Genomic DNA, 26,211 nt, shown 5'->3' on the forward strand with positions numbered 1-26,211 from the left:
TGGTTACTTTTTGCCCCGTCAAAAAGTGACCCGCCGTAAGGGCGGAAAGGTGATTGTGCGCCACCATCGCAAATGAATGCGCACCGGATCTGAAAGCCAAAAGCCAAAAGCCAAAGGCCGCAGCGCTTGACGGGCATCCATGCCCGTCACCTCCCTCCGCAAGACCTGCGCTCGGCCTCCTGAAGTCGCATTCGGCGTTTGCTGAACTACCGCGCGCTTAGAAGCAAAAGCAGAGCGAAAGCAAAGGCAGAGCGAAAGCAAAGGCAGAGCGAAAGCAAAGGCAGAGCAGGAGCACTCAGCGGTGGCCCTCATGAATGGCTATTGGTCCTTGTGGCGCGATGCGCCACAATAGCGATCATTTGCGGAGCCCCCCATGACCGATTTCACCCCCGATGCCATTCTCGACGCCACCGGCCTGAACTGCCCGGAGCCGGTGATGATGCTGCACCAGCACGTACGCAACCTGGCCGCCGGCGGCCTGCTCAAGGTCATCGCCACCGACCCGTCGACCCGCCGCGACATCCCCAAGTTCTGCAACTTCCTCGGCCACGAATTGCTCGGGCAGCAGGAGGAAGCCGGCACCTACCTGTACTGGATCCGCAAGAAAGCCGACTGAACCGCGCTGGAACACACCTCGCGTAGCGCCTACACTGCGCTCCCCAGACAGGAGAGCGCCATGCTGATAGTTGCCGACGAGAATATCCCGCTGCTCGATGCCTTTTTCGCAGGCTTCGGCGAGATCCGCCGTTATCCCGGCCGCAGCCTCGACGCCGCCAGCGTCAGGGACGCCGATGTGCTGCTGGTGCGCTCGGTGACCAAGGTCGACCGGCAACTGCTCGAAGGCAGCAAGGTGCGCTTCGTCGGCACCTGCACCATTGGCACCGACCACCTGGACCTCGACTACTTCGCCGAAGCCGGTATTCACTGGAGCAGCGCGCCGGGCTGCAATGCCCGTGGCGTGGTCGATTACGTACTGGGTAGCCTGCTGACCCTGGCCGACCTGGACGGCGCGGTACTGGCGCAACGCACCTATGGGGTGGTCGGCGCCGGCGAAGTCGGTGGCCGCCTGGTGCGCGTGCTGCACGGCCTGGGCTGGAAGGTGCTGGTCTGCGACCCGCTGCGCCAGGCCACCGAGGGCGGCGACTTCGTCAGCCTCGCGACCATCCTTGAGCAGTGCGACGTGATCAGCCTGCACACCCCGTTGCTGCGCGGCGGTGAGTATCCAACCTGGCACCTGCTCGGTGCAGCCCAGCTGGCGCAGCTGCGCCCCGGTGCCTGGCTGATCAACGCCAGCCGCGGGCCGGTGGTGGACAACGCAGCGCTGCGCGAGCTGCTGCTGGATCGCGAAGACGTGCACGCAGTGCTCGATGTCTGGGAAGGCGAGCCGCAGGTCGACCTGCAACTGGCAGACCTGTGCACCCTGGCCACGCCACATATTGCCGGTTATAGCCTGGATGGCCGCCAGCGTGGCACGGCACAGATCTATCAGGCCTTGTGCCGCCACCTGGGCGAGGCCGAAAAGGTTCAGCTGGCCGACCTGCTGCCGCCTGCGCCGTTGGCGCAGATCGAGCTGGACGGCACTGCAGAGCCTGCCTGGGCCTTGGCGACCCTGTGCCGGGCGGTCTATGACCCGCGCCGTGACGATGCCGATTTCCGTCGCAGCTTGAGTGACGACGTGGCCGAGCAGCGGGCGGCGTTCGACCAGCTGCGCAAGCAGTATCCACCGCGCCGGGAGATCGAAGGGCTGGCGGTGCGCGTGCGGGGCGAAGCGCCGCAGCTGGCGCAGCTGGTCAATGCCCTGGGTGGCGTGCTGGCCTGAGCACGGCCAACACATAAAAAACCCGGCCTAAAGCCGGGTTTCTAAAAGTCCGCATTTCAGCCGTGGTGAAGTTTTTTCACGCGGCTGTCTTCCAGGTCCTTGCAGGCCTGCTGGATCATCTGCTCGGTGATCTCGATCTCGCGGCCCTGGGCGTCGATGATCGAACCACAGGCCTTGGGTTGTGGCTTGTTCTGCGGTTTCACAGTGTCGCTGCCATGTTGCAAGCTCATTGAATATCTCCTCATCAGGTTCAGGCTCAGGTTAAACCTGCGCCGTGACTGGCCTGTTACAAAAGTTATCGTGTGCACCAAGGCCTGCACAGTCCAGCAGAAAGCGCAGCAAAGCTCCAGAGGCCCGTTAGAACGATGGGCTATAGGCACTGCCTCGGTGGATGAGTGGTAGTCTTCATATTCCTGCTTTCCTGGTTCATGTCATGCCCGATTCGGCTTCCTTTCGCCAACGCCGTGCCCTGCGCCTGGCCTGGCAGTTCATGCATCCTTACCGTCGCCAGGCGCTGTTGGCCCTGCTGGCGCTCATCGTCACCGCCGGCATCACCCTGTCCATGGGCCAGGGTATCCGCCTGCTGGTCGACCAGGGTTTCATGACCCGTTCGGCACACCAGTTGAACCAGACCATCGGCCTGTTCATGGTGCTGGTGCTGGCCCTGGCGACAGGCACGTTCAGCCGCTTCTATCTGGTGTCGTGGATTGGCGAGCGCTGCGTTGCCGACATCCGCCGCGCGGTGTTCGACCACCTGGTGGGTTTGCATCCAGGCTTTTTCGAAGACAACCGCAGCGCTGAGATCCAGTCGCGGCTGACTGCCGACACGACCTTGTTGCAGTCGGTGATCGGCTCGTCGCTGTCAATGTTCCTGCGCAATGCGCTGATGGTGATCGGTGGCGTGCTGCTGCTGTTCATCACCAACCCCAAGCTCACCAGCATCGTGGTGGTGGCATTGCCACTGGTGCTGGCACCGATCCTGTTGTTTGGCCGACGGGTGCGCAGCCTGTCGCGGCAGAGCCAGGACCGGGTGGCCGATGTAGGCAGCTATGTGTCGGAGACCCTTGGGCAGATCAAGACCGTGCAGGCATACAACCACCAGGCACGCGACCGTGAACTGTTCGCCGGTACGGTGGAGGCTGCGTTTGCCGTGGCCCGGCAACGCATTGCCCAACGTGCCTGGCTGATCACGCTGGTGATCGTGCTGGTGTTGGGGGCAGTGGGCGTGATGCTCTGGGTGGGCGGCATGGATGTGATCGCCGGGCGCATTTCTGCAGGCGAGTTGGCGGCGTTCGTGTTCTACAGCCTGATCGTCGGCAGTGCCGTTGGCACGCTCAGTGAAGTGATCGGCGAGCTGCAGCGCGCCGCAGGGGCCGCCGAGCGCATCGCCGAGCTGCTGGCGGCGAATAGCACGATCCTGGCCCCAGAGGCCCCCGTGATGCTGGCACCGCAGCGCGCCACTGGACGCATCGAACTGCAGCACGTGACCTTTGCCTATCCCTCGCGGCCCTCGGTGGCTGCCATCGACCAGCTCAACCTGGCCATCGAACCCGGCCAGACCGTGGCGCTGGTGGGGCCGTCGGGGGCGGGTAAGTCGACATTGTTCGACCTGCTTTTGCGCTTCTACGACCCGCAACAGGGGCGCATCGTGCTCGATGGGCAACCCATCACGGCGCTGGCCCTGGACGACCTGCGCCGCCAGTTCGCCCTGGTGGCGCAGAACCCGTCGCTGTTCCGCGGTACGGTCGAGGCCAACATCCGCTACGGCCGGCCCGAAGCGACACTGGCCGAGGTCGAGGCGGCGGCCCATGGCGCCCATGCCGACGAGTTCATCCGGCAACTGCCGCAGGGTTACCAGACGCCGCTGGGCGAGGGCGGCATTGGACTTTCCGGTGGCCAGAAGCAACGCCTGGCAATCGCCCGGGCGCTGCTGGTGGATGCGCCGATCCTGCTGCTCGACGAAGCCACCAGCGCCCTCGATGCGCAGAGCGAACACTTGATCCAGCAGGCCTTGCCGCGCCTGATGGCCGGGCGGACCACGCTGGTCATCGCCCATCGCCTGGCCACGGTGCAGCACGCCGACCGCATCGCGGTGATCGACAAGGGGCGTGTGGTCGCGGTCGGCACCCATCGGCAGCTGATCGAGGAAAGCCCGTTGTACGCTCGCCTGGCCGAGTTGCAGTTCACCACGGGCTAGGCGTCGTGTAGCTGTAACATTTCTGTAGCAATTGCCTGAGAGTATGCATCGCAACTGTTGCGTAAGTGCTCGACCTGGCTGCTATCGATTGATGGCAGCTTTTTTTTGGCCTGCGGACGAGGACAAGGATGTCTGTCGCGGCGCTGCAACGGCGCGCCGTTCCCTTATTCCTTGTTCCCGAGATCCGCGATGTTGCGTAAATCACTTCGAGTGCAAATTCTTACCCTGCTGGGCAGCAGCCTGGCGGCGATGCTGCTGATCGCCCTGGTGTGCTTCCAGTTCCTGTCCTCCAGCGTGCGTGGCTATGGTGAACTGGTGGACGGGCCGCTGCGGGCTTCGCAATTGATCGATGAAGCCAACCTGCAGTTCAAGATCCAGGTGCAGGAGTGGAAAAACGTGCTGCTGCGCGGCCGCCAACCTGCCGAGCTGGACAAGTACTGGCAGCAGTTCCAGGCCCGTGAGCAGCAGGTTCAGCAACTGCTCGGGAAACTGATCGACAGCAGCGATGAAAAGCTGAAGGCACCGCTGCAGCAGCTGCGTGATAGCCATCGCCAGCTCGGCCAGGCCTACGCAAAAGGGCGTCAGGCCTTTCTGGCGGCCGGGGGGGACCCGGTAGCCGGTGACCAGGCGGTGAAGGGGGTCGACCGGGCGGCCAGTGAGCAGATGAGCGCGCTGGTCGAGCAGTTGCGCGCCGAGGCTCGTGATCGCGCCGCCCAGATCAATGCCAGTGCCGAACGCACCGTGTGGCTGGGCGTGTTGGTCATGCTGGGGTCGGCGTTACTGGTCGGCCTGCTCAGCCTGTGGCTGCTCAACCGTAGCCTGATCGAGCCGATCCGCCAACTGATCGAATACGTGGCGCAACTCAGCCAGGGCCACTTCGCCGCCCGCGTTGACAGCCGTCGCGAGGACGAACTGGGCCGCCTGGCGCGTGCAGCCAATACCCTGCGCGACTTCCTCGCCGACACCGTTGGCCGCCTCAAGGACAATGCCCAGGAGCTGGAGGGCGCCAGTGGCCAGCTGCGCACCATTGCCGGTGACATGGCCCGTGGCACCCACGACCAGTTCCAACGCACCGACCAGGTGGCCACGGCCATGCACGAGATGTCTGCCACCGCCCAGGAAGTGGCGCGCCACGCAGCGGATGCTGCACGGGCCGCCGACGAGGCCGACCACAGCGCCCAGGCCGGCGAACAGGTGATGCAGCAGACCATCGACACCATTGGCGTGGTCAATCGCGAGATCGCCGGTACCGCCGCAGTGATCCGCAATCTGGAGAACGACAGCTCACGCATCGGCAAAGTGCTTGAGGTGATCCGTGGCATCGCCGAGCAGACCAACTTGCTGGCGCTCAATGCCGCCATCGAGGCGGCCCGCGCGGGTGAGGCCGGGCGTGGCTTTGCCGTGGTCGCCGACGAGGTGCGCAGCCTGGCCCAGCGTACTGCGGCGTCGATCGCCGAAATTCACCAGATCATCGAAGCCGTGCAGTCGGGTGCGGTGGAGGCGGTGAAGGCCATCGAAAGCGGCCAGCAACGCAGCGAGGAGGGTGCCGAGCAGGTGCAGCAGGCCGGGCAGATGCTGCAGCGCATCACCTTGGCGGTAGAGGCGATCCGCGACATGAACCGGCAGATCGCCACGGCGGCCGAGGAGCAGACCAGCGTGGCCGAGGATATTTCGCGCAACCTGATCGAAATCACCCGGATTGCCACCGCCAACCAAGAGGCCGTGCAACATACCGAGCAGGCGGGGCAACGCCTGCATGGCTTGTCGGGGCAGCTGGGCGAGGTCACTTCGCGTCTGACCGCCTGATGGTTGCCGGGGGGACGAAGCGCCCCCCAGCGGCAACCCACCCTGTGCCGGTGCTGGCGGAACAGGCGCTTTCAACGCGCAACAAAAAGCCCGCGCGAGGCGGGCTGTTTGTTGAGGATCTGGTCGGAGAGACAGGATTCGAACCTGCGGCCTTCTCGTCCCGAACGAGACGCGCTACCTGGCTGCGCTACACTCCGATGAGCAAAATCCTACTGCATAGCATTTTCGGGTGCAAGCCCTTGTAGTTTAAAGGGCTTATGCCCAAAACAGCGCGTGGATCAGAGTTCCTTGACGGTACGGATCTGGTCCTTGTTCAGGCGCGTGCGCTTGCCGTCGAGCTGTTCGAATTCGTAGAAACCGGAGTCCTCGTCAAAGGAAGGGGTATCCACTGCCTGGATTTCACGGCCGTCGTTCAGGGTGATCACGGTCGGCGATGCACAGCCGGCGAGGGCGCCAAGGCCCAGGGCGAGCAAGAAGGCGGGAAGGGTCCGTTGAATCATCGTGTTTCTCCAGTGCGATGGTGCAAGATGACTTTAAGACGCAGGGCGTCCACGCAAGTTCCTTTTACATTCCAGCATAGCGACAAGCCAGGGTTATTGACCTGTGCCTGCTTCCACGGCCGCCTGTGATATAACTGCGCGCATCATCTTCACCTGCGACGGACACTCATGAAAGCCAAGGCAGATACCCCCTTCGTGGCGCTGAACATTGCCGTGCTGACGGTCAGCGACACCCGCACTTTCGAAACCGACACCTCCGGGCAAACCTTTGTCGAGCGCCTTACCGCCGCGGGCCACAACCTGGCCGCGCGCGTGCTGCTCAAGGATGACCTGTACAAGATCCGCGCCCAGGTCGCCACCTGGATCGCCGACGACAGCGTACAGGTGGTGCTGATTACCGGGGGTACCGGCTTTACCGGCCGTGACAGTACACCGGAAGCTGTCACCTGCCTGCTGGACAAGCAGGTTGAAGGTTTTGGCGAGCTGTTCCGGCAGATTTCCGTGGCCGATATCGGCACCTCCACCATTCAGTCGCGCGCCCTGGCTGGCCTGGCCAATGGCACCCTGGTGTGCTGCCTGCCGGGTTCGACCAATGCCGTACGCACCGGTTGGGACGGCATCCTCGCCGAACAGCTGGATGCCCGCCATCGTCCGTGCAATTTCGTCGCCCACCTGAAACAGGCAGCGGCCTGTGACAGCCGTGGCTGAGGCCCCCGCTGCCCGGCCACTGATGCCGGTGGAGCAAGCCTTGGAGCGCCTGCTGGCGCTGGCCGAGGCTGCGCCAATCACGCAAACCGAACGCGTCTCGCTGGCCGAAGCCGAAGGCCGCGTGCTGGCCACCGAGCTGGTGGCCACGCTCGACCTGCCGCCGTGGCCGAACAGCGCCATGGACGGCTACGCCTTGCGCCTGGCCGACCTGCAGGGCGAGCCTTTGCCGGTAAGCCAGCGGATCTTCGCCGGGCACGCGCCTGAACCTCTGCAGCCCGGTACCTGTGCACGGATCTTCACCGGTGCACCGATGCCGGCGGGGGCCGACTGCGTCGAAATGCAGGAAAACACCGAGGTGCTGGAGGATGGCCGGGTGCGCTTCCTCGAAGCGCTGACGCTTGACCAGAACGTTCGCCCGCAGGGCCAGGAAACCCGCAAGGGCGAGCAGGTGATGGCCGCCGGCACACGGCTCGGGCCGATAGAACTGGGCCTGGCGGCGACCCTGGGTCATGCCGAGCTGCAGGTGGTTCGACGGGTGCGGGTGGCGGTTCTGTCCACTGGCGATGAACTGGTCGAGCCTGGCCTGCCGCTGGGCCCGGGGCAGATCTACAACAGCAACCGGCGCCTGCTGGTCAGTTGGCTGCAGCGGCTGGGCTGCGAAGTGCGCGACATGGGCATTGTTCCCGATAACCTGGAGCGTACCCGCGAGTGCCTGGGTGCCCTGGGCGATGTCGACCTGATCCTCTCCACGGGCGGTGTCTCTGTGGGCGAGGCCGACTACCTCGGTGCTGCACTGCGCGAAGCGGGGGAACTGGCCTTGTGGAAGCTGGCGATCAAGCCTGGCAAGCCGCTGACATTCGGCCATTACCGCGGTGTGCCGGTACTCGGTCTGCCCGGTAACCCGGCGTCGACCCTGGTCACCTTCGGCCTGTTGACGCGGCCCTACCTGCTGCGCCGCCAGGGTGTGGCTGATGTCACACCGCTGCGCTTCGATGTACCGGCCGGGTTCGAATGGACCAAGGCCGGCACGCGCCGCGAATACTTGCGTGCGCGCATCGACCAAGGCCAGGTGCGCATCTACAAGAACCAGAGCTCCGGTGTGCTGCGTAGTGCGGCCTGGGCAGAGGGGTTGGTGGAGGTGCGTGAAGGCAGCACGCCGAAACCTGGCGATAGCGTGCCGTTCATCCCGCTGAGCGAACTACTCGGTTGAGCGACCCAGCCAGGCGCCAGCGCCTTGGGGGGCATCGGCCGTTGCTGCCTGGGTAAGGCGCATGTGCACCGTTTCCAGTTGCTGGGCGGCCACGCTCCAGTCGTGGCGATTGCGGGCGAACTGTCGGCCGGCCTCGCTCAATTGGCACATGCGCCACGGCTGGTTGAGCAATTGCGTGACCAGCAGCGCCAACTGGTCGCCGTCGTCACTGCCCAGGTAATGTTCGCCGTTGTTGGCGGCCAGCCCTGAGACGCCTTTGCCGGTGCTGATCACCGGCAGCCCGGCGGCCATGGCTTCGAGGATCTTCACCTTGGAGCCCCCGGCATAGCGCAAGGGCGCGAAGAACAGCGCGGAGCGGCGTTGCAATTCGCGCAGGTCGGGGCGATAGCCGACCCATTCGATACGTGGATCGTTCCAGCGCAGTTTCCAGCTTGCTGGCAGGGCATGCCCGGCGATGGCCAGGCGTACCGCCGGATTGCTCATCCACACTTGGGGCAGGATTTCTTCCAGGGCCCATTCGACCGCCTCCACGTTGGCGGCGTACTCGAAATTGCCAACGAACAGCAGGCGCTGGCTATGCAGGGCCGGATGGACGTTCTGGTAATAGTCGCAATCGACGCCGTTGACCACCACCTTTACCGGGCGGCCGCTGACCTGGCTGATCAACTCGGCATCGTGCGGGCTTACCGCCACCACCTCGGTGGGTTGGCGCAGCACGCGCTGCTCCCAGCGCCGGTAGCGCCAACGGTCGAAGGCGTTGAGCGGGCGCAGCCACAGCGGCAGACGGTCGTGGCAGGCGGCGCCGGTGACTGATTCCAGATTGTGCTCGCAGAGCATGTAGGGCAGCTCGCGGGCCTGCAGTGCTTTTTCGAAAGGCTGGAAACTGTAGCTGTGCTCGATCTGGATAACGTCCCAGGGTTCGTCCAGCAGCTGCTCGAACTGGCGCCGCAAGCCTGGCGACAGGCCATTGATGATGGCCCGCATCGGGTAGTCGATGATCGGCGAGGCGAGCAGATTGAGCGGGCTGTGCAAGGGGCGCCGGGGCAGCACGATCAGGCGTTCGAGCAGGGGTTCCAGGGCTTCGCGGGCGGCATCGCACAAAGGGATTTTCGACTGCACCAGCAAGGTGATCCGGTGGCCCTGCTGCGCCAGCGCGCGCAGCAGGTGATATTGCCGGGTCTTGCTGCCACTGGTGGTGGGCCAGGGCAGGTAAGGCAGAGTCCAGAGAATGCGCATGAAGCGGAAACCTCGCTGAAGGCTGCGGACAAAAAACGCGCCCGCCAGCCCTCAGCCGATGGCTGCCGCCGGGACGCGTCCGTAAATATCAGTAAAGCGCACGATATCGTCTTCGCCCAGGTACTCGCCGCTCTGGACTTCGATCATCACCAGGTCGATGACGCCGGGGTTGGTCAGGCGGTGGGTGCGGCCTGGCTTGATGAAGGTCGACTCGTTGGTGTCGAGCAGAAACTCTTCTTCGCCGTTGGTCACGCAGGCCATGCCGCTGACGATGATCCAGTGCTCGCTGCGATGATGGTGCATCTGCAGCGACAGCGATTCGCCAGGGCGCACCATGATCCGCTTGATCTTGAAGCGCGGGCCTTCCTCGAGCACGGTGTACATGCCCCAGGGGCGAATGACGGTGCGGTGCAGGCGGTAGGCCTCATGGCCTTGGTGCTTGAGTTGCTGGGCAATCACCTTGACCTCCTGGCTGCGTGCTGCGTCGGCGATCAGCAGGGCGTCGGGGGTGTCGATGACGATGAGGTTATCCAGGCCGACCGCGCCGACCAGGCGCTTTGGCGAGTCGATGTAGCAGTTGGTCACATCGTGCAGCACGGCTTCACCATTGCAGTGGTTGCCGTCGTCGTCGGTGTGGCGCAGTTCGCGCACCGCCTCCCAGCTGCCGATATCGCTCCAGCCCAGTTCGCAAGGCACCACGGCAACCTTGTCGGAGCGCTCCATCAAGGCGTAGTCGATGGAAATGTCTTCGGCCAGGGCGAAGCTGTTCGGGTCCAGTTCCACCTGCAGTGCCTTGTCGCCCTCCTTGGTCGCGCTCTGCTCCAGGCAGCAGGTCACGCAGGCCAGCAGTTCCGGGGCATGCGCCTGCAGTTCGGCGAGCACGGTGCCCGCTCGCAGGCAGAACATGCCGGCATTCCACAAGTGGCGGCCGCCTTCGAGGTATTCGCGGGCGGTGAGGGCATCGGGCTTCTCCACGAAGCAGGTGACCTGGTGCGCATGCTTGCCGATCGCCTCGCCTTGTTCGATGTAACCAAAGCCGGTTTCGGCGCGGCTCGGCAGCAGGCCGAAGGTGGCCAGCCAGCCATCGTCAGCCAATAACCGGGCGTGTTCGACGGCGTTGGCGAAGGCCTCGGCATCCTGGATCAGGTGGTCGGCGGGCAACACCAGCAGCACGCTGTCCTGGCCATAGTGCCTGGCACAATGCAGCGCGGCTGCAGCGATGGCGGGAGCAGTGTTGCGGCCGTTGGTTTCCAGCAGGTAATCGAGGGCGAGGTTGTCGGTGTTGACCTGGCGGTATTCGTCCTGAGTGCGGAAGAACACTTCGCGGTTGGTCACCGTCAGTATTCTTTCGACGCCCGGTAACGCCGCAGCGCGGGAAAAGGTCTTCTGCAGCAGGCTCTGGCCATCGGGCAGACGCATGAAGGGTTTGGGCATGGCTTCGCGCGAAACCGGCCACAGGCGGGTACCGGCACCGCCGGCGATGATACAGGGGATCAGAACGCTCATTTCACGGCCTCGACTCTGGGCGCTGCTTACAGCGCAGTGAAGGGAAACGTTGCGACCTGTCACGGTTTTGGCGGAAAAGTCAAAAAACCGACCTTTCACTACAGCTTCGTCCATGAAGGCCAAATATTTGTCGATCATGCGCCGGATGAAAAAAGCTTTCAATGATATTTATGTGAATCGGGTGGTTTTTTTGTTCGACCCTGCGCCAAGTCAATCCCCGATGTAGAGCTGTTTTACCGGTGGCATGCAGTATTTGGGCAGACTTTGCGGTCGAGATCTGGACAGAACCCACCCCATGGAGACGCGTGATGCCACAGCGCAAGGCAATCTTGATCCTGCATGGCAAGCAGGCCATGAACGAAGCGGTGCGCCACGCCGTGAGCGCCATGCGCGAACGTGGCTGGACACTGGATGTGCGGGTGACCTGGGAAGGTGGCGATGCCCAGCGGCTGGTAGGCGAAGCGCTGGCGGCCGGGTACAGCCAAGTGATCGCTGGCGGAGGGGACGGCACCTTGCGTGACGTCGCCGAAGCCATGGGCCGGGCACGCAGCGAAGCCAGCCTGGCGCTGCTGCCGCTGGGAACGGCCAATGACTTCGCCAAGGCTGCCGGCATTTCCCTTGAGCCCACCGAGGCCCTGGCGCTGCTGGAGCTGCCGCCACGGCCAATCGACCTGGGCCAGGTGGGCGACCAGTTGTTCCTGAACATGGCCACAGGCGGTTTCGGCAGTCAGGTTACCGCCAATACCTCTGAAGACCTTAAAAAAATGCTCGGCGCTGCGGCCTACCTGTTCACCGGGCTGTCGCGCTTCAGCGAGCTGCAGGCCGCCTCGGTCGAGCTGTCAGGGCCGGGCTTCGACTGGCAGGGCGACCTGCTGGCGCTGGGGATCGGCAATGGTCGCCAGGCCGGTGGCGGACAAGTGTTGTGCCCGGACGCGCAAGTCGATGATGGCCTGCTCGATATCGCCATCCTGCCAGCGCCCCAGGAAATGGTAGGCGCCCTTCGTGATTTGCTGGCGGGTGAAGGCTTGTTCGTGCGGGCGCGTTTGCCCTGGGTCGAGATCACCTGTTCGCAGGGGCTGGACATCAACCTAGATGGCGAGCCGCTGCAGGCCGACAGCCTGCGCTTTGCGGCGTTGCCAGGGGCACTGCGCGTGCACTTGCCGTTGAATTCACCGCTGATCAGTCGTCCAGGCTGATGATTTTCTCGCGCACGGCGAACAGTACCAGGCCGGCCACGTCGTAGATCTGCAGGCGCTTCATGATCTGCGAACGGTGGGTTTCCACGGTCTTGATCGACAGGCCCAGGCCGGCGGCGATTTCGCGGGTAGACTTGCCACGCACGATCAGGCGCAGGATCTCCAGTTGCCGTGCGGTGAGGTTGTGGCGGTCGAGACCGGGTTGCTTGCCGTGTTGCGCGCGCATCAGTGCCTGGTTGATCACCGTATGGGCGATGGCCGGGCTGAGGTAGCGCTCGCCATTGCGCAGCGCGGCCAGGGCCTGCTCCAGTTCGGTCGCCGTGGCATCCTTGAGCAGGTAACCGTGGGCGCCACTTTCCAGCGCCCGCATGATCAGGTCCGGATCGGTGTGCATGGACAGGATCAGTACCTTGCAGGGGTTACCCGTGGCGCGCAGTTGGGTGAGGGCATCGAGGCCGCTGGTCGAGCGCATGGAGATGTCCAGCAGGACGATGTCGGGTGCCAGGTGCCGAACCTGCTCGAGCAACTGGTCGCCGTCATCGGCTTCGCCGGCCACGGTGTAGCCAGGGATGTCGGACACCAGGGCACGAACCCCGGCTCGGATCAGCGAGTGGTCATCCACCAGCAGCAATCTACAGGTCATGTTGAAGCGGTAGTCCTGGCGCGTTCATGAATACGGGGTGGCCACGGGAACAGCACATCGATCGTCGTGCCCAGGCCGAGCTGGCTGGTGATCGCCAGGCTGCCGTTGAGGGCGGTGGCGCGTTCCTGCATGCCGGCCATGCCGCGCTGGCCGGCCTCGGCCGGATTGGCAGCCGGGATGAAGCCCTGGCCGTCATCCTGGATCGACAGGGCAAGCCCTGCTGCGCTGCGCTGCAGGCGGATGGTCAAGTTGCGCGCCCGGGCATGGCGCAGCATGTTGGTGACCGCCTCCTGGGTGATGCGAAACGCCGCCATGGCGACTTCTTCGGAAATACCGCCCAGGCGTTGATGGCATTCCAGGCTCCAGTGCACGTCGGTGTTTGCCAAGGTGCGTACCAGGTGTGCCCGCAGGCTGGCCTCGAGACCAAGGCTGGCCAGTTGCCGTGGGTTGAGCAGGGCGGAAACGTCGCGCACTTTGCTCAAGGTGTCTTCGAGTGTGCTGCGCAAGCTGCCACAGTGTGCCTGCAAGTCGCCCGGTACACGGCGTTGCAACCAGTCCAGCTGCATCTTGGCAGCGGTCAGCAGTTGCCCGATGTCGTCGTGGAGTTCGCGGCTCAGGTGCTGGCGCTCTGTCTCCTGGACCTGGAGCATGCGCCCGGCCAGCTCCGCCGGGCGCAGGCTGATCGACTTGGCACCGTGGCCCAGGTGCCAGCAGACGCCAAGCGTGGCCACCAGTTGCAGCAACAACAGGCTGGCCGGCATGCCTTGCCCGCCCGCATACAGAACCAGGTTGGCAAGCAGGGACACCCCGCACAGCATTGCCGTCACCCAGCGCAGCAAGGTGGCGCGTGAACGGCAGCGCAGAGTTATCTTCAAGCGTGGGAACATAGAATTGGGAAGCCACTGAAGTCTTGCTGATGGGGGCTGTGCACACCTCTTGGCAGAGGCTTTGGCGCTGTGCTTGCAACAAATGGCGAGCCCGGCCCGATGTGAAACATGGGGAGCCGGCCAGCATTTGTGTGCGCGCATCTTAACACTTCGGTTGAATTTGGTCGCGCTGGGCAATGCTTTGAAACCTAAGCATTTCCGGGCTCGGGAGGGGTGCTGGGCAGGCAAAATAAGTGTCAAAATGCCACCTCCCGATCCTGTGATGACCGCTTCACGATCAACTAGCAACAGACCGCGCAAGTGCACCCGGCTGAACGCGCGAAAAAAACCGCACGTCCTGCGTCATCGGGTGAATGGAACCAGCCGGCTAGTGGCGCTGCACGGGGGCATTGACTGATGACCTGCCCGGCACGGTGGAGCGCGGATGCATGCAGTTGCTGGCGTTTTCGTTGCAGGACGCACACGTTTGCGGCAACGGCTGATTCAGGGCAACTGCCAGTTCGCTCAGCAGCGTTACCTGCTCGCAGGAATCGAGAGCGAGTCGGCCGGTGCGCACATCGATCAGTTCCAGTTGCCAGGCCAGCAAGGTCAGGCAGGCATTCAGCGCTGGCAAAACGGTCTGGTCCAGGCACCGCTGCTTGCAGGCCGGGGCGAGCAGGCGGTGCAGGACGCTGGCATAGTGGGCGACTTCAAGCAGGCCCAGGGCGCTGGCGCGTCGGGCCAGGGTCTGGAGCGTGCTGTTCAGGCATTGGCAGGCGTCCGGGTCGTTGCTGATCAGTTCCAGATGTTGCAGGCATTCCTGGGACTGGGTCAGCAAGACCTGGGCATCCAGCAGGAAGTCCTGCAGGGTGTCGAAGTTGGAGACGCTGCTGTCCATCAAGTCACTCCGGCGCGTTGGGCTGGAGCAGGGGATGGCCACGCCATATCGATCGCTAGCAAAAGCCTGACTCCATTCATGCAGTGAGAATGGCGTCACATTAATGGCTAAAGGATATCGCGAACATCAGGTTGCACCTGATTGCTCCTAGGGGATTCCCTGAGGGCGTCTAGGGTGCGACAGGTTGCGCTGAAATGGATCCAGGCGGGTCATGCCGCAGTAAAGCATGATGCTAATATGATATCAATCGCCCGGCAGGGCATTTTTTCGCCGGGGTCAAGATACGCAGAATAGCGCCGATACAGGACGGATCATTTCTATTTTTCGACATAACCCTGGGGGTTTTCCAATGGCTGGCATTCTCGACACGGTAGACCAACGCACGCAGCTGGTGGGTGAGAACCGTCTGGAAATCCTGATGTTCCGCCTTGCCGGTCGCCAGTTGTTCGCAATCAACGTGTTCAAGGTGCAGGAAGTACTGCAACTGCCAAAGCTGACCCTGATGCCGCAGCGCCATGCCTTCGTCTGTGGGGTGGTCAACCTGCGTGGGCAGACCCTGCCGGTGATCGACCTGTCCCAGGCGATCGGCATGCGCCCGCTGCAGCCGGGGCCGGACAGCACCATCATCGTCACCGAGTACAACCGCTCGGTGCAGGCGTTCCTGGTGGGTGGCGTCGATCGCATCGTCAACATGAATTGGGAATCCATCATGCCGCCGCCTTCGAGTGCCGGGCGCCAGCACTACCTGACCGCCATCACCAAAGTGGATGACAAGCTGGTCGAAGTGATCGATGTGGAGAAGGTGCTCGCCGAGATCGTGCCTTACAACGCCCGGGTCTCCGGCGACAAACTGGCCGACCCGGTGCTGGCGCGCGCACGTGGCCGTGAAGTGCTGCTGGTGGACGACTCCAGCGTGGCACTGGCGCAACTGCGCGATACCCTTTCGCAACTCGGGGTGAAGCTGCACGTTGCCAGTGATGGCCTGAAAGCCTTGCGCCTGCTCAAGGGTTGGGCCGAGGCGGGGGAGGACGTCTGCGAGAAGCTGTTGATGGTCTTCACCGATGCGGAAATGCCCGAGATGGACGGCTATCGGCTGACCACCGAAATTCGTAGCGATGCGCGCCTGCGCAAGCTCTACGTGGTGCTGCACACTTCCTTGTCGGGCAGTTTCAACGAGTCGATGGTGAAAAAGGTCGGTTGTGACAATTTCCTCTCCAAGTTCCAGCCCGATCGCCTGGTCGATGTGGTCAAGCAGCGCCTGCTGCTGGATGCCGGCAACGCGTGATCCCACGGTCAGCCAGGTATAAGCTTGGCTTTTGACAAGGCATGAGGCGGGCAGGGATGTTTCTCAGTGAGTTGTATCGATACCCGGTGAAGTCGGGGCAGGCGCAAGGCTTGCAAGGTTCACCGGTGGGGCTTCTAGGGTTGCAGGGCGACCGACGCTGGATGGTGGTCGAGGAAGACAACGGACGCTTCCTCACTCAGCGTGCCTGGCCCCAACTGGGCCAGCTGAAGGCCAGCGCGGGCGAGACTGGCGAATTGCTGCTCGAGCTGCCTGGGCAGGCGCCGTTGCCAGTGGCGGTACCCGCCGCTGACGATGCGCTGCGCGGTGTGACCATCTGGCGCGATACCTTGCGTGTGCCGGACGCCGGCGACGAGGCGGCTGCCTGGCTGTCACAGTGGCTTGGCAAGGCGGTGCGCCTGGTGCATTGCCCGGAGCAGCGGGCACGCTACCTGCCCAATGGTTACGGCCTGAACAGCGACCGTGCGGCGTTCCCTGATGGCTTTCCGTTGTTGCTGATCGGGCAAGGCTCGCTGGATGACTTGAGCCGGCGAATTGGCCGGCCCATGGAAATGCTGCGTTTCCGGCCAAACCTGGTGGTGCAGGGGGCTGAGCCGTTTGCCGAGGATGGTTGGAAGCGGATCCGCATTGGCGAGCTGGAGTTTCGAGTGCTCAAACCGAGCGTCCGGTGCATCTTCACCACCCTCGACCCGGCGACCGGGGAGCGCAGTGCTGACCGTGAGCCATTGACCACCCTGAAGACTTTCCGCGAGAAGGAAGGCGACATCCTGTTCGGGCAGAACCTGGCCGTGGATGGCAGTGGCTGGCTTGAAGTGGGGATGGAGGTTGAAGTCCTGGAGTAGCCGTTACCGACCTCTTCGCGGTTAAACCCGCTCCCACCGGGATAGCGCCAAGCCTGAGGGCAGCGCCATACCGGTGGGAGCGGGTTTACCCGCGAAAGGGCAGGAACGGGCTCAGCAAAAATCACATGTCATCGAAATACCGCTCATGCCAGTCCACCAGCGGCTGTGGCACGTTGAGCTTCTGCCCGTAGATCACCGAGTACGACAGCACGTTCTGCACATATTGGCGCGTTTCGTCGAACGGGATCGACTCCACCCACACGTCGAAGCTCAGGTGCTTGGCGCCCTTGAGCCACTGTCGCACACGCCCCGGGCCGGCATTGTAGGCCGCCGACGCCAGCACCCGGTTGCCATTGAACTGGCCATGCACCTGGCTCAGGTAGGCCGCACCGACCTGAATGTTCTTTTCCGGATTGAACATCTGCTGCGGCGAGGCCAGCGGGATGCTGAACTTGCGTGCGGTTTCCTTGGCGGTGGCCGGCATCACCTGCATCAGGCCGCTGGCACCGACGCTGGAGCGGGCATCCTCCATGAAGGCGCTTTCCTGGCGGGTGATGGCGAATACCCAGCTCGAATGCAGCCCACGCACCTTGGCTTCACGCACCAGGGTGTCGCGGTAGGCCATGGGGAAGCGGACATCCAGGTCGTCCCAGTACTGCGCCTGGCTGATGGTGCGGATGGCCGGGAAGTACCAATGCATGTCGTAGGCCAGGCGAGCCTGGGCGACCATCTCATCGCGGTTGAAGTGACGGCTGACGTGGTACCACTCGCGGCGGCCTTCGACCACCTGGCCACGCGCGTGGAACTCCAGGGCACGCTGGATGCCGGGGGTATTGCGCACCTTGTTGACCAGTTGCGGGCTCAACAGCAGTGGCCTGTTGTTCAACTGGTAAGGCGTTTTGGCCCGGTCAGCCGCGAGGAACCCGTAGAAGTCACGCTCGCGTGCCACGTTCTTGTACAGCAATGGCACTTGCGGGTTGTTCGGCTGGGCCAGCTCCAGGGTGCGCGCCTGCCAGTATTTCCAGCGGTTGCTGCTGGCCAGGTCCTGTGGCAGGCGCCGGGTCAGCTCGTAGGCGTCTTCCCAACGGCCGAGGCGCAGCAGCAGGCGCAGGCGCCATTCACTGACCGTGTTGTCGCGCAATTCGGGGTCGTAGCGGGTCATCAGGTCCAGCGCGCGCGGGTCGTAGCGGCGTGCCAGGGTCAGGCCGATCTCGCGGGCGATGGCCACCTTTTCGTCACGCGAGAAATGCATGCGTTGGGCGTAGTCGTCGAGCAGCGCCATGGCCCGATCAGGGTCTTGCCGGGCCAGGCGGCGCAGGCCGAGGCTGACCACGTCGGACATCGCCTCGGTGGCCGGCATGAAGCGCGACGGCTGGTTGAGCAGTTCCGGCTTCTGTGCCACGTCGATCAGCAGCCGGCCCTGAGGCCCGAGCGTGGTCAGGCCTTGCACCAGGTTGTTGGCCAGTGCGTAGTTGCGCGCCTGGGCTGCAAGCTTGGCGCGGTTCCAGCGCTTGGCCTCGGTCAGCTGGCCCTCTGCGGCCCACATGCCGAACAGGGTGTCGCAGGCAGCCGGTTGCGTCTTGCCGACGTTCCACAGTTTTTCCGCACTGGCGAAGCCTTCGGCGCGCTGGCCGTGGCTCAACTGATACTGGCCGTTGAGGCAGTCCAGCTCGGTGAAATTGAGCTTGGGGTCGTAGTATTTGACGAAGGTGTTCCACTCGCCGCGTTCGGCCAGCCAGCGCAGCCAGCGCAGTTTCATCCAGTTGGCCTGGGGCAGGTCGCCGTGCTTGGCCAGGAAACCTTCGATTTCCTCGTTGCTGGCCGTCTTCAGGCGCGCAGTCAGTTCGTCATACGCCAGGTAAGGCGTGAGCGGGTAGTCGCGCAGCTGTGGGGCATAACGCAGGTAAGGGCCCTTGTCACCCTTGGCCAGCGCACGCTTGGCCTCGTCGTAATACTGGCGTTGCAGAGAAAGGTCGATGGCCTGTGCCGCACTGGCGGTGGCGGCAGTGAGCAGCAGGCAGGAAGCAATCTGTAACAGGCGGCTGCGCATGATACGTCCGGGCAGTTGAACCATGGGGAAGTGACGGCGAAGCCAGCACTGTTGGAATCTGATTGCCTTAGCTTAGCCGTTTGCCGGCGGCGGGTGATAGCGCTGTGCTTGTAACCGGGCATTAACACTGACCGGGCGTCGCCAAGCCCCGGCACGGAAGTGTACTTAATGCCGGCAAGGGCCAAGTCAGGTAGAATGCGCGCCCGCTTTCTGGAGACGAACATGACCCTGCTCAAATTCAGCGATGTGTCCCTCGCATTCGGCGCGATGCCGCTGCTGGACAAAGTGTCCTGGCAGATCGCCCGTGGCGAGCGGGTGTGCATCATCGGCCGTAACGGCACCGGCAAATCGAGCATGCTGCGCCTGGTCAAGGGCGAGCAGAAGGGCGACGATGGCGAGATCTGGCGCGCCCCTGGCTTGAAGATCGGCGAGCTGCCACAGGAGCTGCCGGTTGCCGACGAGCGTACGGTGTTCGATGTGGTCGCGGCAGGCCTGGATGGCGTCGGCGAGTTGCTCGCCGAGTTTCATCACCTGAGCCAGAACATCCACAGCGATGCAGATCTGGAAAAGCTCATGCACGTTCAGCACGAGCTGGAAGCCCGCGACGGCTGGCGCCTGCAGCAAGTGGTGGAAAGCACCTTGAGCCGCCTGCAGTTGCCCGCCGACAAAACCCTGGCCGAGCTCTCCGGTGGCTGGCGCCGCCGCGTGCTGCTGGCCCAGGCGCTGGTGTCCGAGCCTGATCTGTTGCTGCTCGACGAGCCGACCAACCACCTGGACATCGGGGCCATCGCCTGGCTCGAAGAAGCCCTGCGTGGTTTCAACGGTGCTGTGCTGTTCATCACCCACGACCGTTCCTTCCTGCAGAACCTCGCCACGCGCATCCTCGAACTGGACCGCGGCGGCCTGATCGACTGGAACGGCGACTACGCCAGCTTCCTGGTGCACAAGGAAGCCGCGCTGGCCGCCGAAGAAACCGCCAATGCGCTGTTCGACAAGCGCCTGGCCCAGGAAGAAGTGTGGATTCGCCAGGGCATCAAGGCCCGTCGTACCCGCAACGAAGGCCGTGTGCGTGCACTCAAGGCCCTGCGCGTCGAGCGCAGCGAGCGCCGCGAACGCCAGGGCAAGGCGAACATCCAGATCGAAGCGGCGGACAAATCCGGCAAGCAGGTGATGGTGCTGGAAAACGTCAGCTTCCATCACGCCGATGGCCCGCTGCTGGTCAAGGACTTCTCCATGGTCCTGCAGCGCCAGGATCGTATCGGCCTGCTGGGTGCCAACGGTACCGGCAAGACCACCCTGCTGAAGATGATGCTCGGTGACCTGGAGCCCACCGCAGGCAAGGTCGAGCGCGGCACCAAGCTGGAAGTGGCGTACTTCGATCAGATGCGCCACCAGCTCGACCTGGAAAAGACCGTGATCGACAACCTCGCCGAAGGCCGTGACTTCATCGAGATCGATGGTCAGAACCGCCATGTGCTGAGCTACCTGGGCGATTTCCTGTTCAGCCCGCAGCGTGCCCGTACGCCGGTCAAGGCGCTGTCCGGAGGCGAGCGGGCGCGCCTGCTGCTGGCCAAGCTGTTCAGCAAGCCGGCCAACCTGCTGGTGCTCGACGAACCGACCAACGACCTGGATGTGGAAACCCTCGAGTTGCTGGAAGAGGTGCTGTCCAACTACAAGGGCACCGTGCTGATGGTCAGCCACGACCGGGCCTTCCTCGACAACGTCGTCACCAGCACCTTGGTATTCGAAGGTGAGGGCAAGGTGCGCGAGTATGTCGGTGGCTATGAAGACTGGATCCGCCAGGGCGGCTCGCCGAAGCTGCTCGGCGTGACCGAGAGCAAGGGCGGCAAGTCCGAGCTCAACAGTGCCGTGGTCGAAAAGCCGGTGGAAGTGGCTGCGCCTGCGCCAGCTGCGCCGGTTGCCGATACGTCGAAGAAAAAGCTCAGCTACAAGCTGCAACGCGAGCTCGAAATGCTGCCGGGGCAGATCGACGAGGTCGAAAAACGCATGGCCGAGGCGCAGGAAGAGGTGAACGCTGCTGGCTTCTATCAGCGGCCGATTGCCGAGACTTCGGCAGTGCTGGCCAAGATCGAGAAGCTGCAAGCCGAGCTGGATGCGCTGGTGGAGCGCTGGGCTGAGCTGGAAGGCTGATCAGCCTTCATTGGCCTCTTCGCGGGCAAACCCGCGAAGAGGCTGGTGCAGGCTAGATCATTCTTTTTTCTGCAAACGCACCGCCAGCACATCGCATGGCGCCCCATGCAGCACATCATTGGCGGTGGATCCCAGCAGCAAGGCCAGGCCATGCCGACCATGGCTGCCGACCACGATCAGGTCGCACTTCTGGTCCTTGGCCAGCTGGTGGATTTCCTGGCGCGGCTGGCCGTAGGTCAGGTGCGAGTCGCCACGATTGATGTCGGGGTACTTGTTGAACAGGCGGTCCATGCGCTCCTTGGCCTGGTCGAACTGCTGCTGTTGCAGCTGCGACAGGTCCATCGGCACATCGCCGCCAAAGGCCATCGCCATCGGTTCGACGATATGCACCAGCGAGACCTTGGCGCCTGTGGGCTCGGCGAGCTTCATGGCACGCTTGATCACCGGGTCGCATTCCTCGGTGAGGTCGACGGCGACCAGAAGATGTTCGTAGGACATGAGCTGTACTCCTGACAATCGCGATAGTAGAAGTATGGTCGCTTTCCGGCAGGTCATCCGTGAATACTGAGTAACCCGCTCTTTTGCAACGCTTTATGGAACTTACTGATATGACGGTATGGCTAGTGGTGTCAATCCTTGCGCTGATTCTCAGTCCGCTGTCCTGGCTGCGCCTGTCGCGCAAACAGGGGCAGCAGATGAGCCTGCGCCTGGAGGCGCGGCGCATGGGCCTGGCCATGCAGCTGGCCCCCCAGCAGTGGCCACACTGGTTCGAGCAGGCGCCGCCGAGCCCGTGCCCGCAATACCACCGTGGGCGCAGGAGCGGGCATGAAGACAGCTGGTGCTATTGGCAGGTCAGCCCTGGTGTCTGGTGGAACCAGTGGAAGGAAGCCTGCGAAGAGCCGCGCCTGAACGAAGTGTTCATGCGCCTGCCGGCAACCGTCTACAAGGTCGAGGCTGACAAGCGCATGCTTGCCCTTTACTGGAGCGAGCGCGGGGATAAATCTGTATTGCAGGATATTGCCCACGCCTTCGACACCCTGGCTTGATAGCCATAACGACAAAGCGGCAACCCGGTAGCTACCAGGTTGCCGCTTTGTCGTTTCTGCTGCGCAGAAAAGGCCAGGCAGGCCGGGAAATTCCTGAATCCAGTCGCAGTGTAGCCATTCCCAGGCCGCGTGCATGAAATAAATGCAGCCCCCGTCGTTTGCGTGTGGTCAATCGCTCACATGAATGATCAGTAATCACTGTCATCATGTTTTACCCATCGACGATACAAAATGACCGCAAAGTCGCGTTTTCACCCTGTTCCGGAGCATTTGACAACGCCGACCTTTTCGGTGAATGTGTGCATACCCAAATCAAACGGGCGTATGAATTGAGCGTTTGTATGTCATACCGCTCATACAGAACCCCGACTAGCGCGCTGACGGGTGTGCCTGGGGCAAGGGCGGCAAGACCTACTCTTCCACCAGCGATCGGCGTGTACAGTTCAGCTTCCATATCGTGGAGATCAGTTGATGATTTACGAAGGTAAAGCCATCACGGTTAAGGCTCTTGAAAGCGGCATCGTCGAACTGAAGTTCGACCTCAAGGGTGAGTCCGTCAACAAGTTCAATCGCCTGACCCTGGACGAGCTGCGCCAGGCCGTCGACGCCATCAAGGCCGACGCCTCGGTGAAAGGCGTGATCGTCAGCAGTGGCAAGGACGTGTTCATCGTCGGCGCCGACATCACCGAGTTCGTCGACAACTTCAAGCTGCCCGAAGCCGAACTGGTTGCCGGCAACCTGGAAGCCAACCGCATCTTCAACGCCTTCGAAGACCTCGAAGTGCCGACCGTGGCGGCCATCAATGGCATCGCCCTGGGCGGCGGCCTGGAAATGTGCCTGGCAGCCGACTATCGGGTCATGTCCAGCAGCGCGAAGATCGGCCTGCCCGAAGTCAAGCTGGGCATCTACCCAGGCTTCGGCGGTACCGTGCGCCTGCCGCGCCTGATCGGTTCGGACAACGCCATCGAGTGGATCGCTGCCGGCAAGGAAAACCGTGCCGAAGACGCCCTGAAAGTCGGCGCCGTCGATGCCGTGGTCGCCCCTGAGCTGCTGCTGCGCGGTGCGCTGGACCTGATCAAGCGCGCCATCAGTGGTGAACTGGACTACAAGGCCAAGCGCCAGCCCAAGCTGGAAAAGCTCAAGCTCAACGCCATCGAGCAGATGATGGCCTTCGAGACCGCCAAGGGCTTCGTCGCTGGCCAGGCTGGCCCGAACTACCCGGCGCCGGTCGAGGCCATCAAGACCATCCAGAAGGCCGCCAACTTCGGCCGCGACAAGGCCCTGGAAGTCGAGGCTGCAGGCTTCGCCAAGCTGGCCAAGACCTCGGTTGCCGAAAGCCTGATCGGCCTGTTCCTGAATGACCAGGAGCTCAAGCGCAAGGCCAAGGCCCATGACGAAATCGCCCACGACGTGAAGCAGGCTGCCGTGCTCGGCGCCGGCATCATGGGTGGCGGCATTGCCTACCAGTCGGCGGTCAAGGGCACCCCGATCCTGATGAAGGACATCCGCGAGGAAGCCATCCAGTTGGGCCTGAACGAGGCCTCCAAGCTGCTTGGCAACCGCGTCGAGAAAGGCCGCCTGACTCCGGCGAAAATGGCCGAGGCGCTCAACGCCATTCGCCCGACCCTGTCGTATGGCGACTTCGCCAACGTCGACATCGTCGTCGAAGCCGTGGTCGAGAACCCGAAGGTCAAGCAGGCCGTGCTGGCCGAAGTGGAAGGCCAGGTAAAAGAGGACGCGATCCTCGCCTCCAACACTTCGACCATTTCCATCAACCTGCTGGCCAAGGCGCTCAAGCGCCCGGAAAACTTCGTCGGCATGCACTTCTTCAACCCGGTGCACATGATGCCGCTGGTGGAAGTGATCCGTGGCGAGAAGTCCAGTGACGTAGCGGTCGCGACCACCGTGGCCTACGCCAAGAAGATGGGCAAGAACCCGATCGTGGTCAACGACTGCCCGGGCTTCCTGGTCAACCGTGTGCTGTTCCCGTACTTTGGCGGTTTCGCCAAGCTGGTCAGCGCTGGCGTCGATTTCGTGCGCATCGACAAGGTCATGGAGAAGTTTGGCTGGCCGATGGGCCCGGCCTACCTGATGGACGTGGTCGGCATCGACACCGGCCACCATGGCCGCGACGTGATGGCCGAAGGCTTCCCGGACCGCATGAAGGACGAGCGCCGCTCGGCCGTCGACGCCCTGTACGAGGCCAACCGCCTGGGCCAGAAGAACGGCAAGGGCTTCTATGCCTACGAGACTGACAAGCGCGGCAAACCGAAGAAAGTCTTCGATGCCACCGTGCTGGATGTGCTCAAGCCGATCGTCTTCGAGCAGCGTGAAGTGAGCGACGAAGACATCATCAACTGGATGATGGTGCCGCTGTGCCTGGAGACCGTGCGTTGCCTGGAAGACGGCATCGTCGAAACCGCCGCCGAAGCCGACATGGGCCTGGTCTATGGCATCGGTTTCCCTCCCTTCCGGGGTGGTGCGCTGCGCTACATCGACTCGATCGGTGTGGCCGAATTCGTTGCCCTGGCCGACCAGTACGCCGACCTTGGGCCGCTGTACCACCCGACCGCGAAGCTGCGTGAAATGGCCAAGAACGGCCAGCGCTTCTTCAACTGAGTGGTCAACGAGCTAGAGCGAGAGATTTGATATGAGCCTGAATCCAAGAGACGTGGTGATTGTCGACTTCGGTCGCACCCCCATGGGCCGCTCCAAGGGTGGCATGCACCGCAACACCCGCGCCGAAGACATGTCCGCGCACCTGATCAGCAAGCTGCTGGAACGCAACGGCAAGGTCGACCCGAAAGAAGTCGAAGACGTGATCTGGGGCTGCGTGAACCAGACCCTGGAGCAGGGCTGGAACATCGCCCGCATGGCGTCGTTGATGACCCAGATCCCGCACACCTCGGCCGCGCAGACCGTCAGCCGCCTGTGCGGCTCGTCGATGAGCGCGCTGCACACCGCCGCCCAGGCGATCATGACCGGCAACGGCGATGTGTTCGTGGTCGGCGGCGTCGAGCACATGGGCCACGTCAGCATGATGCATGGTGTCGACCCCAACCCGCACCTGTCGCTGCACGCGGCCAAGGCGTCGGGGATGATGGGCCTGACCGCCGAAATGCTCGGCAAGATGCATGGCATCAGCCGCGAGCAGCAGGACCTGTTCGGCCTGCGTTCGCACCAGCTCGCCCACAAGGCGACGGTCGAAGGCAAGTTCAAGGACGAGATCATCCCGATGCAGGGCTATGACGAAAATGGTTTCCTGAAGGTCTTCGACTACGACGAGACCATTCGCCCGGAAACCACTCTTGAGGGCCTGGCGTCGCTGAAACCGGCGTTCAACCCGAAAGGTGGTACCGTGACTGCCGGTACTTCGTCGCAGATCACCGACGGTGCATCGTGCATGATCGTCATGTCCGGCCAGCGCGCCATGGACCTGGGCATCCAGCCACTGGCGGTGATCCGCTCGATGGCGGTGGCCGGCGTCGACCCGGCAATCATGGGCTACGGCCCGGTGCCATCGACCCAGAAAGCCCTCAAGCGCGCCGGTCTGACCATGGCCGATATCGACTTCATCGAGCTCAACGAAGCCTTCGCTGCACAGGCCCTGCCAGTGCTCAAAGACTTGAAAGTGCTCGACAAGATGGATGAGAAGGTTAACCTGCACGGCGGCGCCATCGCTTTGGGCCACCCGTTCGGTTGCTCCGGTGCACGGATTTCCGGCACCCTGCTCAACGTCATGAAGCAGAACGGCGGTACCTTGGGGGTGGCGACCATGTGCGTCGGCCTCGGTCAAGGTATCACCACTGTCTTCGAACGCGTCTGATCGCGTAGCGGGACAGCAGCCGGGGCCTTGTGCCCCGGTTTTTGTTTTTTACAGAATTTGTTTCAAGAGGAAGGGCGGCATGCAGATACAACCAGGCGTATACCGGCATTACAAAGGGCCTGAGTACCGTGTCTTCAGTGTTGCACGGCACTCGGAGAATGAAGAGTGGATGGTCTTCTACCAATGCCTGTATGGTGATTACAGCTTCTGGGTGAGGCCCCTTGCGATGTTCCAGGAGTCCGTCGAGGTTGACGGCGAGCAGGTGCCGCGCTTTGCTTTGGTCAAGGTCGAAGAAGGGCTGCCGGAGCTGGTTGGCAAGTCGCAAGCGTGATCGACCACGCTTGACCTCACTCTTTTGCCACTATATATAGCGGTGCCGCGTCCGGCACCTGACGCGTTTTTCATCTT

General features: G+C 63.1%; 23 protein-coding genes, 1 tRNA gene and 1 pseudogene. 15 read left to right on the forward strand and 10 right to left on the reverse strand.

Features of this window, described 5'->3' with window-relative positions; all coding sequences use genetic code 11:
- Window positions 1-373: 373 nt before the first annotated feature.
- Window positions 374-616 carry a sulfurtransferase TusA gene (tusA, locus tag HU738_RS02170; RefSeq protein WP_054883466.1) on the forward strand — a complete coding sequence of 81 codons (243 nt, stop codon included), beginning with the start codon at window positions 374-376 and terminating at the stop codon, window positions 614-616.
- A gap of 60 nt (window positions 617-676) precedes the next feature.
- The gene (pdxB, locus tag HU738_RS02175) at window positions 677-1,819 is read left to right on the forward strand and encodes a 4-phosphoerythronate dehydrogenase PdxB (RefSeq protein ID WP_186600847.1); all 1,143 of its coding nucleotides are present in this window, start codon (window positions 677-679) and stop codon (window positions 1,817-1,819) included.
- Between the two features lie 56 nt (window positions 1,820-1,875).
- Here the strand turns inward: pdxB and HU738_RS02180 are convergent, their stop codons facing one another.
- On the reverse strand, window positions 1,876-2,049 hold the full coding sequence (locus HU738_RS02180) for a PA1571 family protein (RefSeq protein WP_176506107.1): 174 nt from the start codon (window positions 2,047-2,049) through the stop codon (window positions 1,876-1,878).
- Between the two features lie 203 nt (window positions 2,050-2,252).
- On the opposite strand from HU738_RS02180, the gene HU738_RS02185 reads away from it, so the two are divergent.
- From HU738_RS02185 to HU738_RS26265, 3 genes and pseudogenes are all read left to right on the forward strand, one after another.
- On the forward strand, window positions 2,253-4,016 hold the full coding sequence (locus HU738_RS02185; protein WP_186600848.1) for an ABC transporter transmembrane domain-containing protein: 1,764 nt from the start codon (window positions 2,253-2,255) through the stop codon (window positions 4,014-4,016).
- A 762-nt stretch (window positions 4,017-4,778) separates the two neighbouring features.
- Window positions 4,779-4,889 (forward strand): annotated as a pseudogene (locus tag HU738_RS26260) (hypothetical protein); the annotation flags it as partial.
- A 228-nt stretch (window positions 4,890-5,117) separates the two neighbouring features.
- On the forward strand, window positions 5,118-5,822 hold the full coding sequence (locus HU738_RS26265) for a methyl-accepting chemotaxis protein (protein ID WP_371263232.1): 705 nt from the start codon (window positions 5,118-5,120) through the stop codon (window positions 5,820-5,822).
- A 120-nt stretch (window positions 5,823-5,942) separates the two neighbouring features.
- Here HU738_RS26265 and HU738_RS02195 read toward each other — a convergent pair.
- Window positions 5,943-6,019, reverse strand: a tRNA-Pro gene (locus tag HU738_RS02195).
- A gap of 81 nt (window positions 6,020-6,100) precedes the next feature.
- Window positions 6,101-6,322, reverse strand: a complete 222-nt coding sequence (locus HU738_RS02200) for a YgdI/YgdR family lipoprotein (RefSeq protein WP_027596642.1) — start codon at window positions 6,320-6,322, stop codon at window positions 6,101-6,103.
- A 168-nt stretch (window positions 6,323-6,490) separates the two neighbouring features.
- Here HU738_RS02200 and moaB point away from each other — a divergent pair, with 168 nt between their 5' ends.
- Window positions 6,491-7,030 carry a molybdenum cofactor biosynthesis protein B gene (moaB, locus tag HU738_RS02205; RefSeq protein WP_054883470.1) on the forward strand — a complete coding sequence of 180 codons (540 nt, stop codon included), beginning with the start codon at window positions 6,491-6,493 and terminating at the stop codon, window positions 7,028-7,030.
- Window positions 7,014-8,240: a molybdopterin molybdotransferase MoeA gene (locus tag HU738_RS02210; protein ID WP_176506111.1), complete on the forward strand. Its 1,227-nt coding sequence runs from the start codon at window positions 7,014-7,016 to the stop codon at window positions 8,238-8,240. The genes moaB and HU738_RS02210 overlap by 17 nt, the downstream gene beginning before the upstream one ends.
- Here HU738_RS02210 and HU738_RS02215 read toward each other — a convergent pair.
- Complete coding sequence (locus HU738_RS02215; RefSeq protein WP_186600850.1) at window positions 8,229-9,476, reverse strand: glycosyltransferase family 4 protein; 1,248 nt, start codon at window positions 9,474-9,476, stop codon at window positions 8,229-8,231. The genes HU738_RS02210 and HU738_RS02215 overlap by 12 nt on opposite strands.
- A gap of 51 nt (window positions 9,477-9,527) precedes the next feature.
- Window positions 9,528-10,982: a mannose-1-phosphate guanylyltransferase/mannose-6-phosphate isomerase gene (locus tag HU738_RS02220; RefSeq protein ID WP_186600851.1), complete on the reverse strand. Its 1,455-nt coding sequence runs from the start codon at window positions 10,980-10,982 to the stop codon at window positions 9,528-9,530.
- A 308-nt stretch (window positions 10,983-11,290) separates the two neighbouring features.
- Here HU738_RS02220 and yegS point away from each other — a divergent pair, with 308 nt between their 5' ends.
- Window positions 11,291-12,178 carry a lipid kinase YegS gene (yegS, locus tag HU738_RS02225; protein WP_186600852.1) on the forward strand — a complete coding sequence of 296 codons (888 nt, stop codon included), beginning with the start codon at window positions 11,291-11,293 and terminating at the stop codon, window positions 12,176-12,178.
- Here the strand turns inward: yegS and HU738_RS02230 are convergent.
- The 3 genes from HU738_RS02230 to HU738_RS02240 all read right to left on the reverse strand — a co-directional run bounded on the left by HU738_RS02230 (window position 12,162) and on the right by HU738_RS02240 (window position 14,585).
- Window positions 12,162-12,821: a response regulator gene (locus HU738_RS02230; RefSeq protein ID WP_054883475.1), complete on the reverse strand. Its 660-nt coding sequence runs from the start codon at window positions 12,819-12,821 to the stop codon at window positions 12,162-12,164. The two genes, yegS and HU738_RS02230, sit on opposite strands and share 17 nt — an antisense overlap.
- Window positions 12,818-13,708 carry a sensor histidine kinase gene (locus tag HU738_RS02235; protein WP_186600853.1) on the reverse strand — a complete coding sequence of 297 codons (891 nt, stop codon included), beginning with the start codon at window positions 13,706-13,708 and terminating at the stop codon, window positions 12,818-12,820. Before HU738_RS02235 ends, HU738_RS02230 begins: the two co-directional genes overlap by 4 nt.
- 367 nt (window positions 13,709-14,075) lie before the next feature.
- The gene (locus HU738_RS02240; RefSeq protein WP_186600854.1) at window positions 14,076-14,585 is read right to left on the reverse strand and encodes a histidine kinase; all 510 of its coding nucleotides are present in this window, start codon (window positions 14,583-14,585) and stop codon (window positions 14,076-14,078) included.
- Window positions 14,586-14,934: 349 nt separating this feature from the next.
- Here HU738_RS02240 and HU738_RS02245 point away from each other — a divergent pair, with 349 nt between their 5' ends.
- Both HU738_RS02245 and HU738_RS02250 read left to right on the forward strand, forming a co-directional pair.
- Window positions 14,935-15,870, forward strand: a complete 936-nt coding sequence (locus HU738_RS02245; RefSeq protein ID WP_186600855.1) for a chemotaxis protein CheV — start codon at window positions 14,935-14,937, stop codon at window positions 15,868-15,870.
- A gap of 56 nt (window positions 15,871-15,926) precedes the next feature.
- Window positions 15,927-16,730 carry an MOSC domain-containing protein gene (locus tag HU738_RS02250; RefSeq protein WP_176506119.1) on the forward strand — a complete coding sequence of 268 codons (804 nt, stop codon included), beginning with the start codon at window positions 15,927-15,929 and terminating at the stop codon, window positions 16,728-16,730.
- Between the two features lie 121 nt (window positions 16,731-16,851).
- On the opposite strand, the gene HU738_RS02255 is transcribed toward HU738_RS02250, so the two are convergent.
- Window positions 16,852-18,780, reverse strand: coding sequence for a transglycosylase SLT domain-containing protein (locus tag HU738_RS02255; protein WP_186600856.1), 1,929 nt, complete (start codon window positions 18,778-18,780; stop codon window positions 16,852-16,854).
- Window positions 18,781-19,002: 222 nt separating this feature from the next.
- Between HU738_RS02255 and HU738_RS02260 the strand changes: the two genes are divergently transcribed.
- The gene (locus HU738_RS02260; RefSeq protein ID WP_176506121.1) at window positions 19,003-20,931 is read left to right on the forward strand and encodes an ATP-binding cassette domain-containing protein; all 1,929 of its coding nucleotides are present in this window, start codon (window positions 19,003-19,005) and stop codon (window positions 20,929-20,931) included.
- Between the two features lie 57 nt (window positions 20,932-20,988).
- Here HU738_RS02260 and HU738_RS02265 read toward each other — a convergent pair whose 3' ends face one another.
- Entirely contained in the window at window positions 20,989-21,429 is a 441-nt protein-coding gene (locus tag HU738_RS02265; RefSeq protein WP_110631251.1) for a universal stress protein, read from the reverse strand.
- 110 nt (window positions 21,430-21,539) lie between these two features.
- Between HU738_RS02265 and HU738_RS02270 the strand changes: the two genes are divergently transcribed.
- The 4 genes from HU738_RS02270 to HU738_RS02285 all read left to right on the forward strand — a co-directional run bounded on the left by HU738_RS02270 (window position 21,540) and on the right by HU738_RS02285 (window position 26,134).
- On the forward strand, window positions 21,540-21,977 hold the full coding sequence (locus HU738_RS02270; protein ID WP_186600857.1) for a hypothetical protein: 438 nt from the start codon (window positions 21,540-21,542) through the stop codon (window positions 21,975-21,977).
- A 471-nt stretch (window positions 21,978-22,448) separates the two neighbouring features.
- Window positions 22,449-24,596, forward strand: coding sequence for a fatty acid oxidation complex subunit alpha FadB (fadB, locus tag HU738_RS02275; RefSeq protein WP_186600858.1), 2,148 nt, complete (start codon window positions 22,449-22,451; stop codon window positions 24,594-24,596).
- Between the two features lie 31 nt (window positions 24,597-24,627).
- Window positions 24,628-25,803 carry an acetyl-CoA C-acyltransferase FadA gene (fadA, locus tag HU738_RS02280; protein WP_186600859.1) on the forward strand — a complete coding sequence of 392 codons (1,176 nt, stop codon included), beginning with the start codon at window positions 24,628-24,630 and terminating at the stop codon, window positions 25,801-25,803.
- Window positions 25,804-25,882: 79 nt separating this feature from the next.
- Window positions 25,883-26,134 carry a DUF1653 domain-containing protein gene (locus HU738_RS02285; RefSeq protein WP_054883486.1) on the forward strand — a complete coding sequence of 84 codons (252 nt, stop codon included), beginning with the start codon at window positions 25,883-25,885 and terminating at the stop codon, window positions 26,132-26,134.
- Window positions 26,135-26,211: the final 77 nt, after the last annotated feature.

The organism is Pseudomonas vlassakiae (assembly GCF_014269035.2).
Taxonomy (GTDB): domain Bacteria; phylum Pseudomonadota; class Gammaproteobacteria; order Pseudomonadales; family Pseudomonadaceae; genus Aquipseudomonas; species Aquipseudomonas vlassakiae.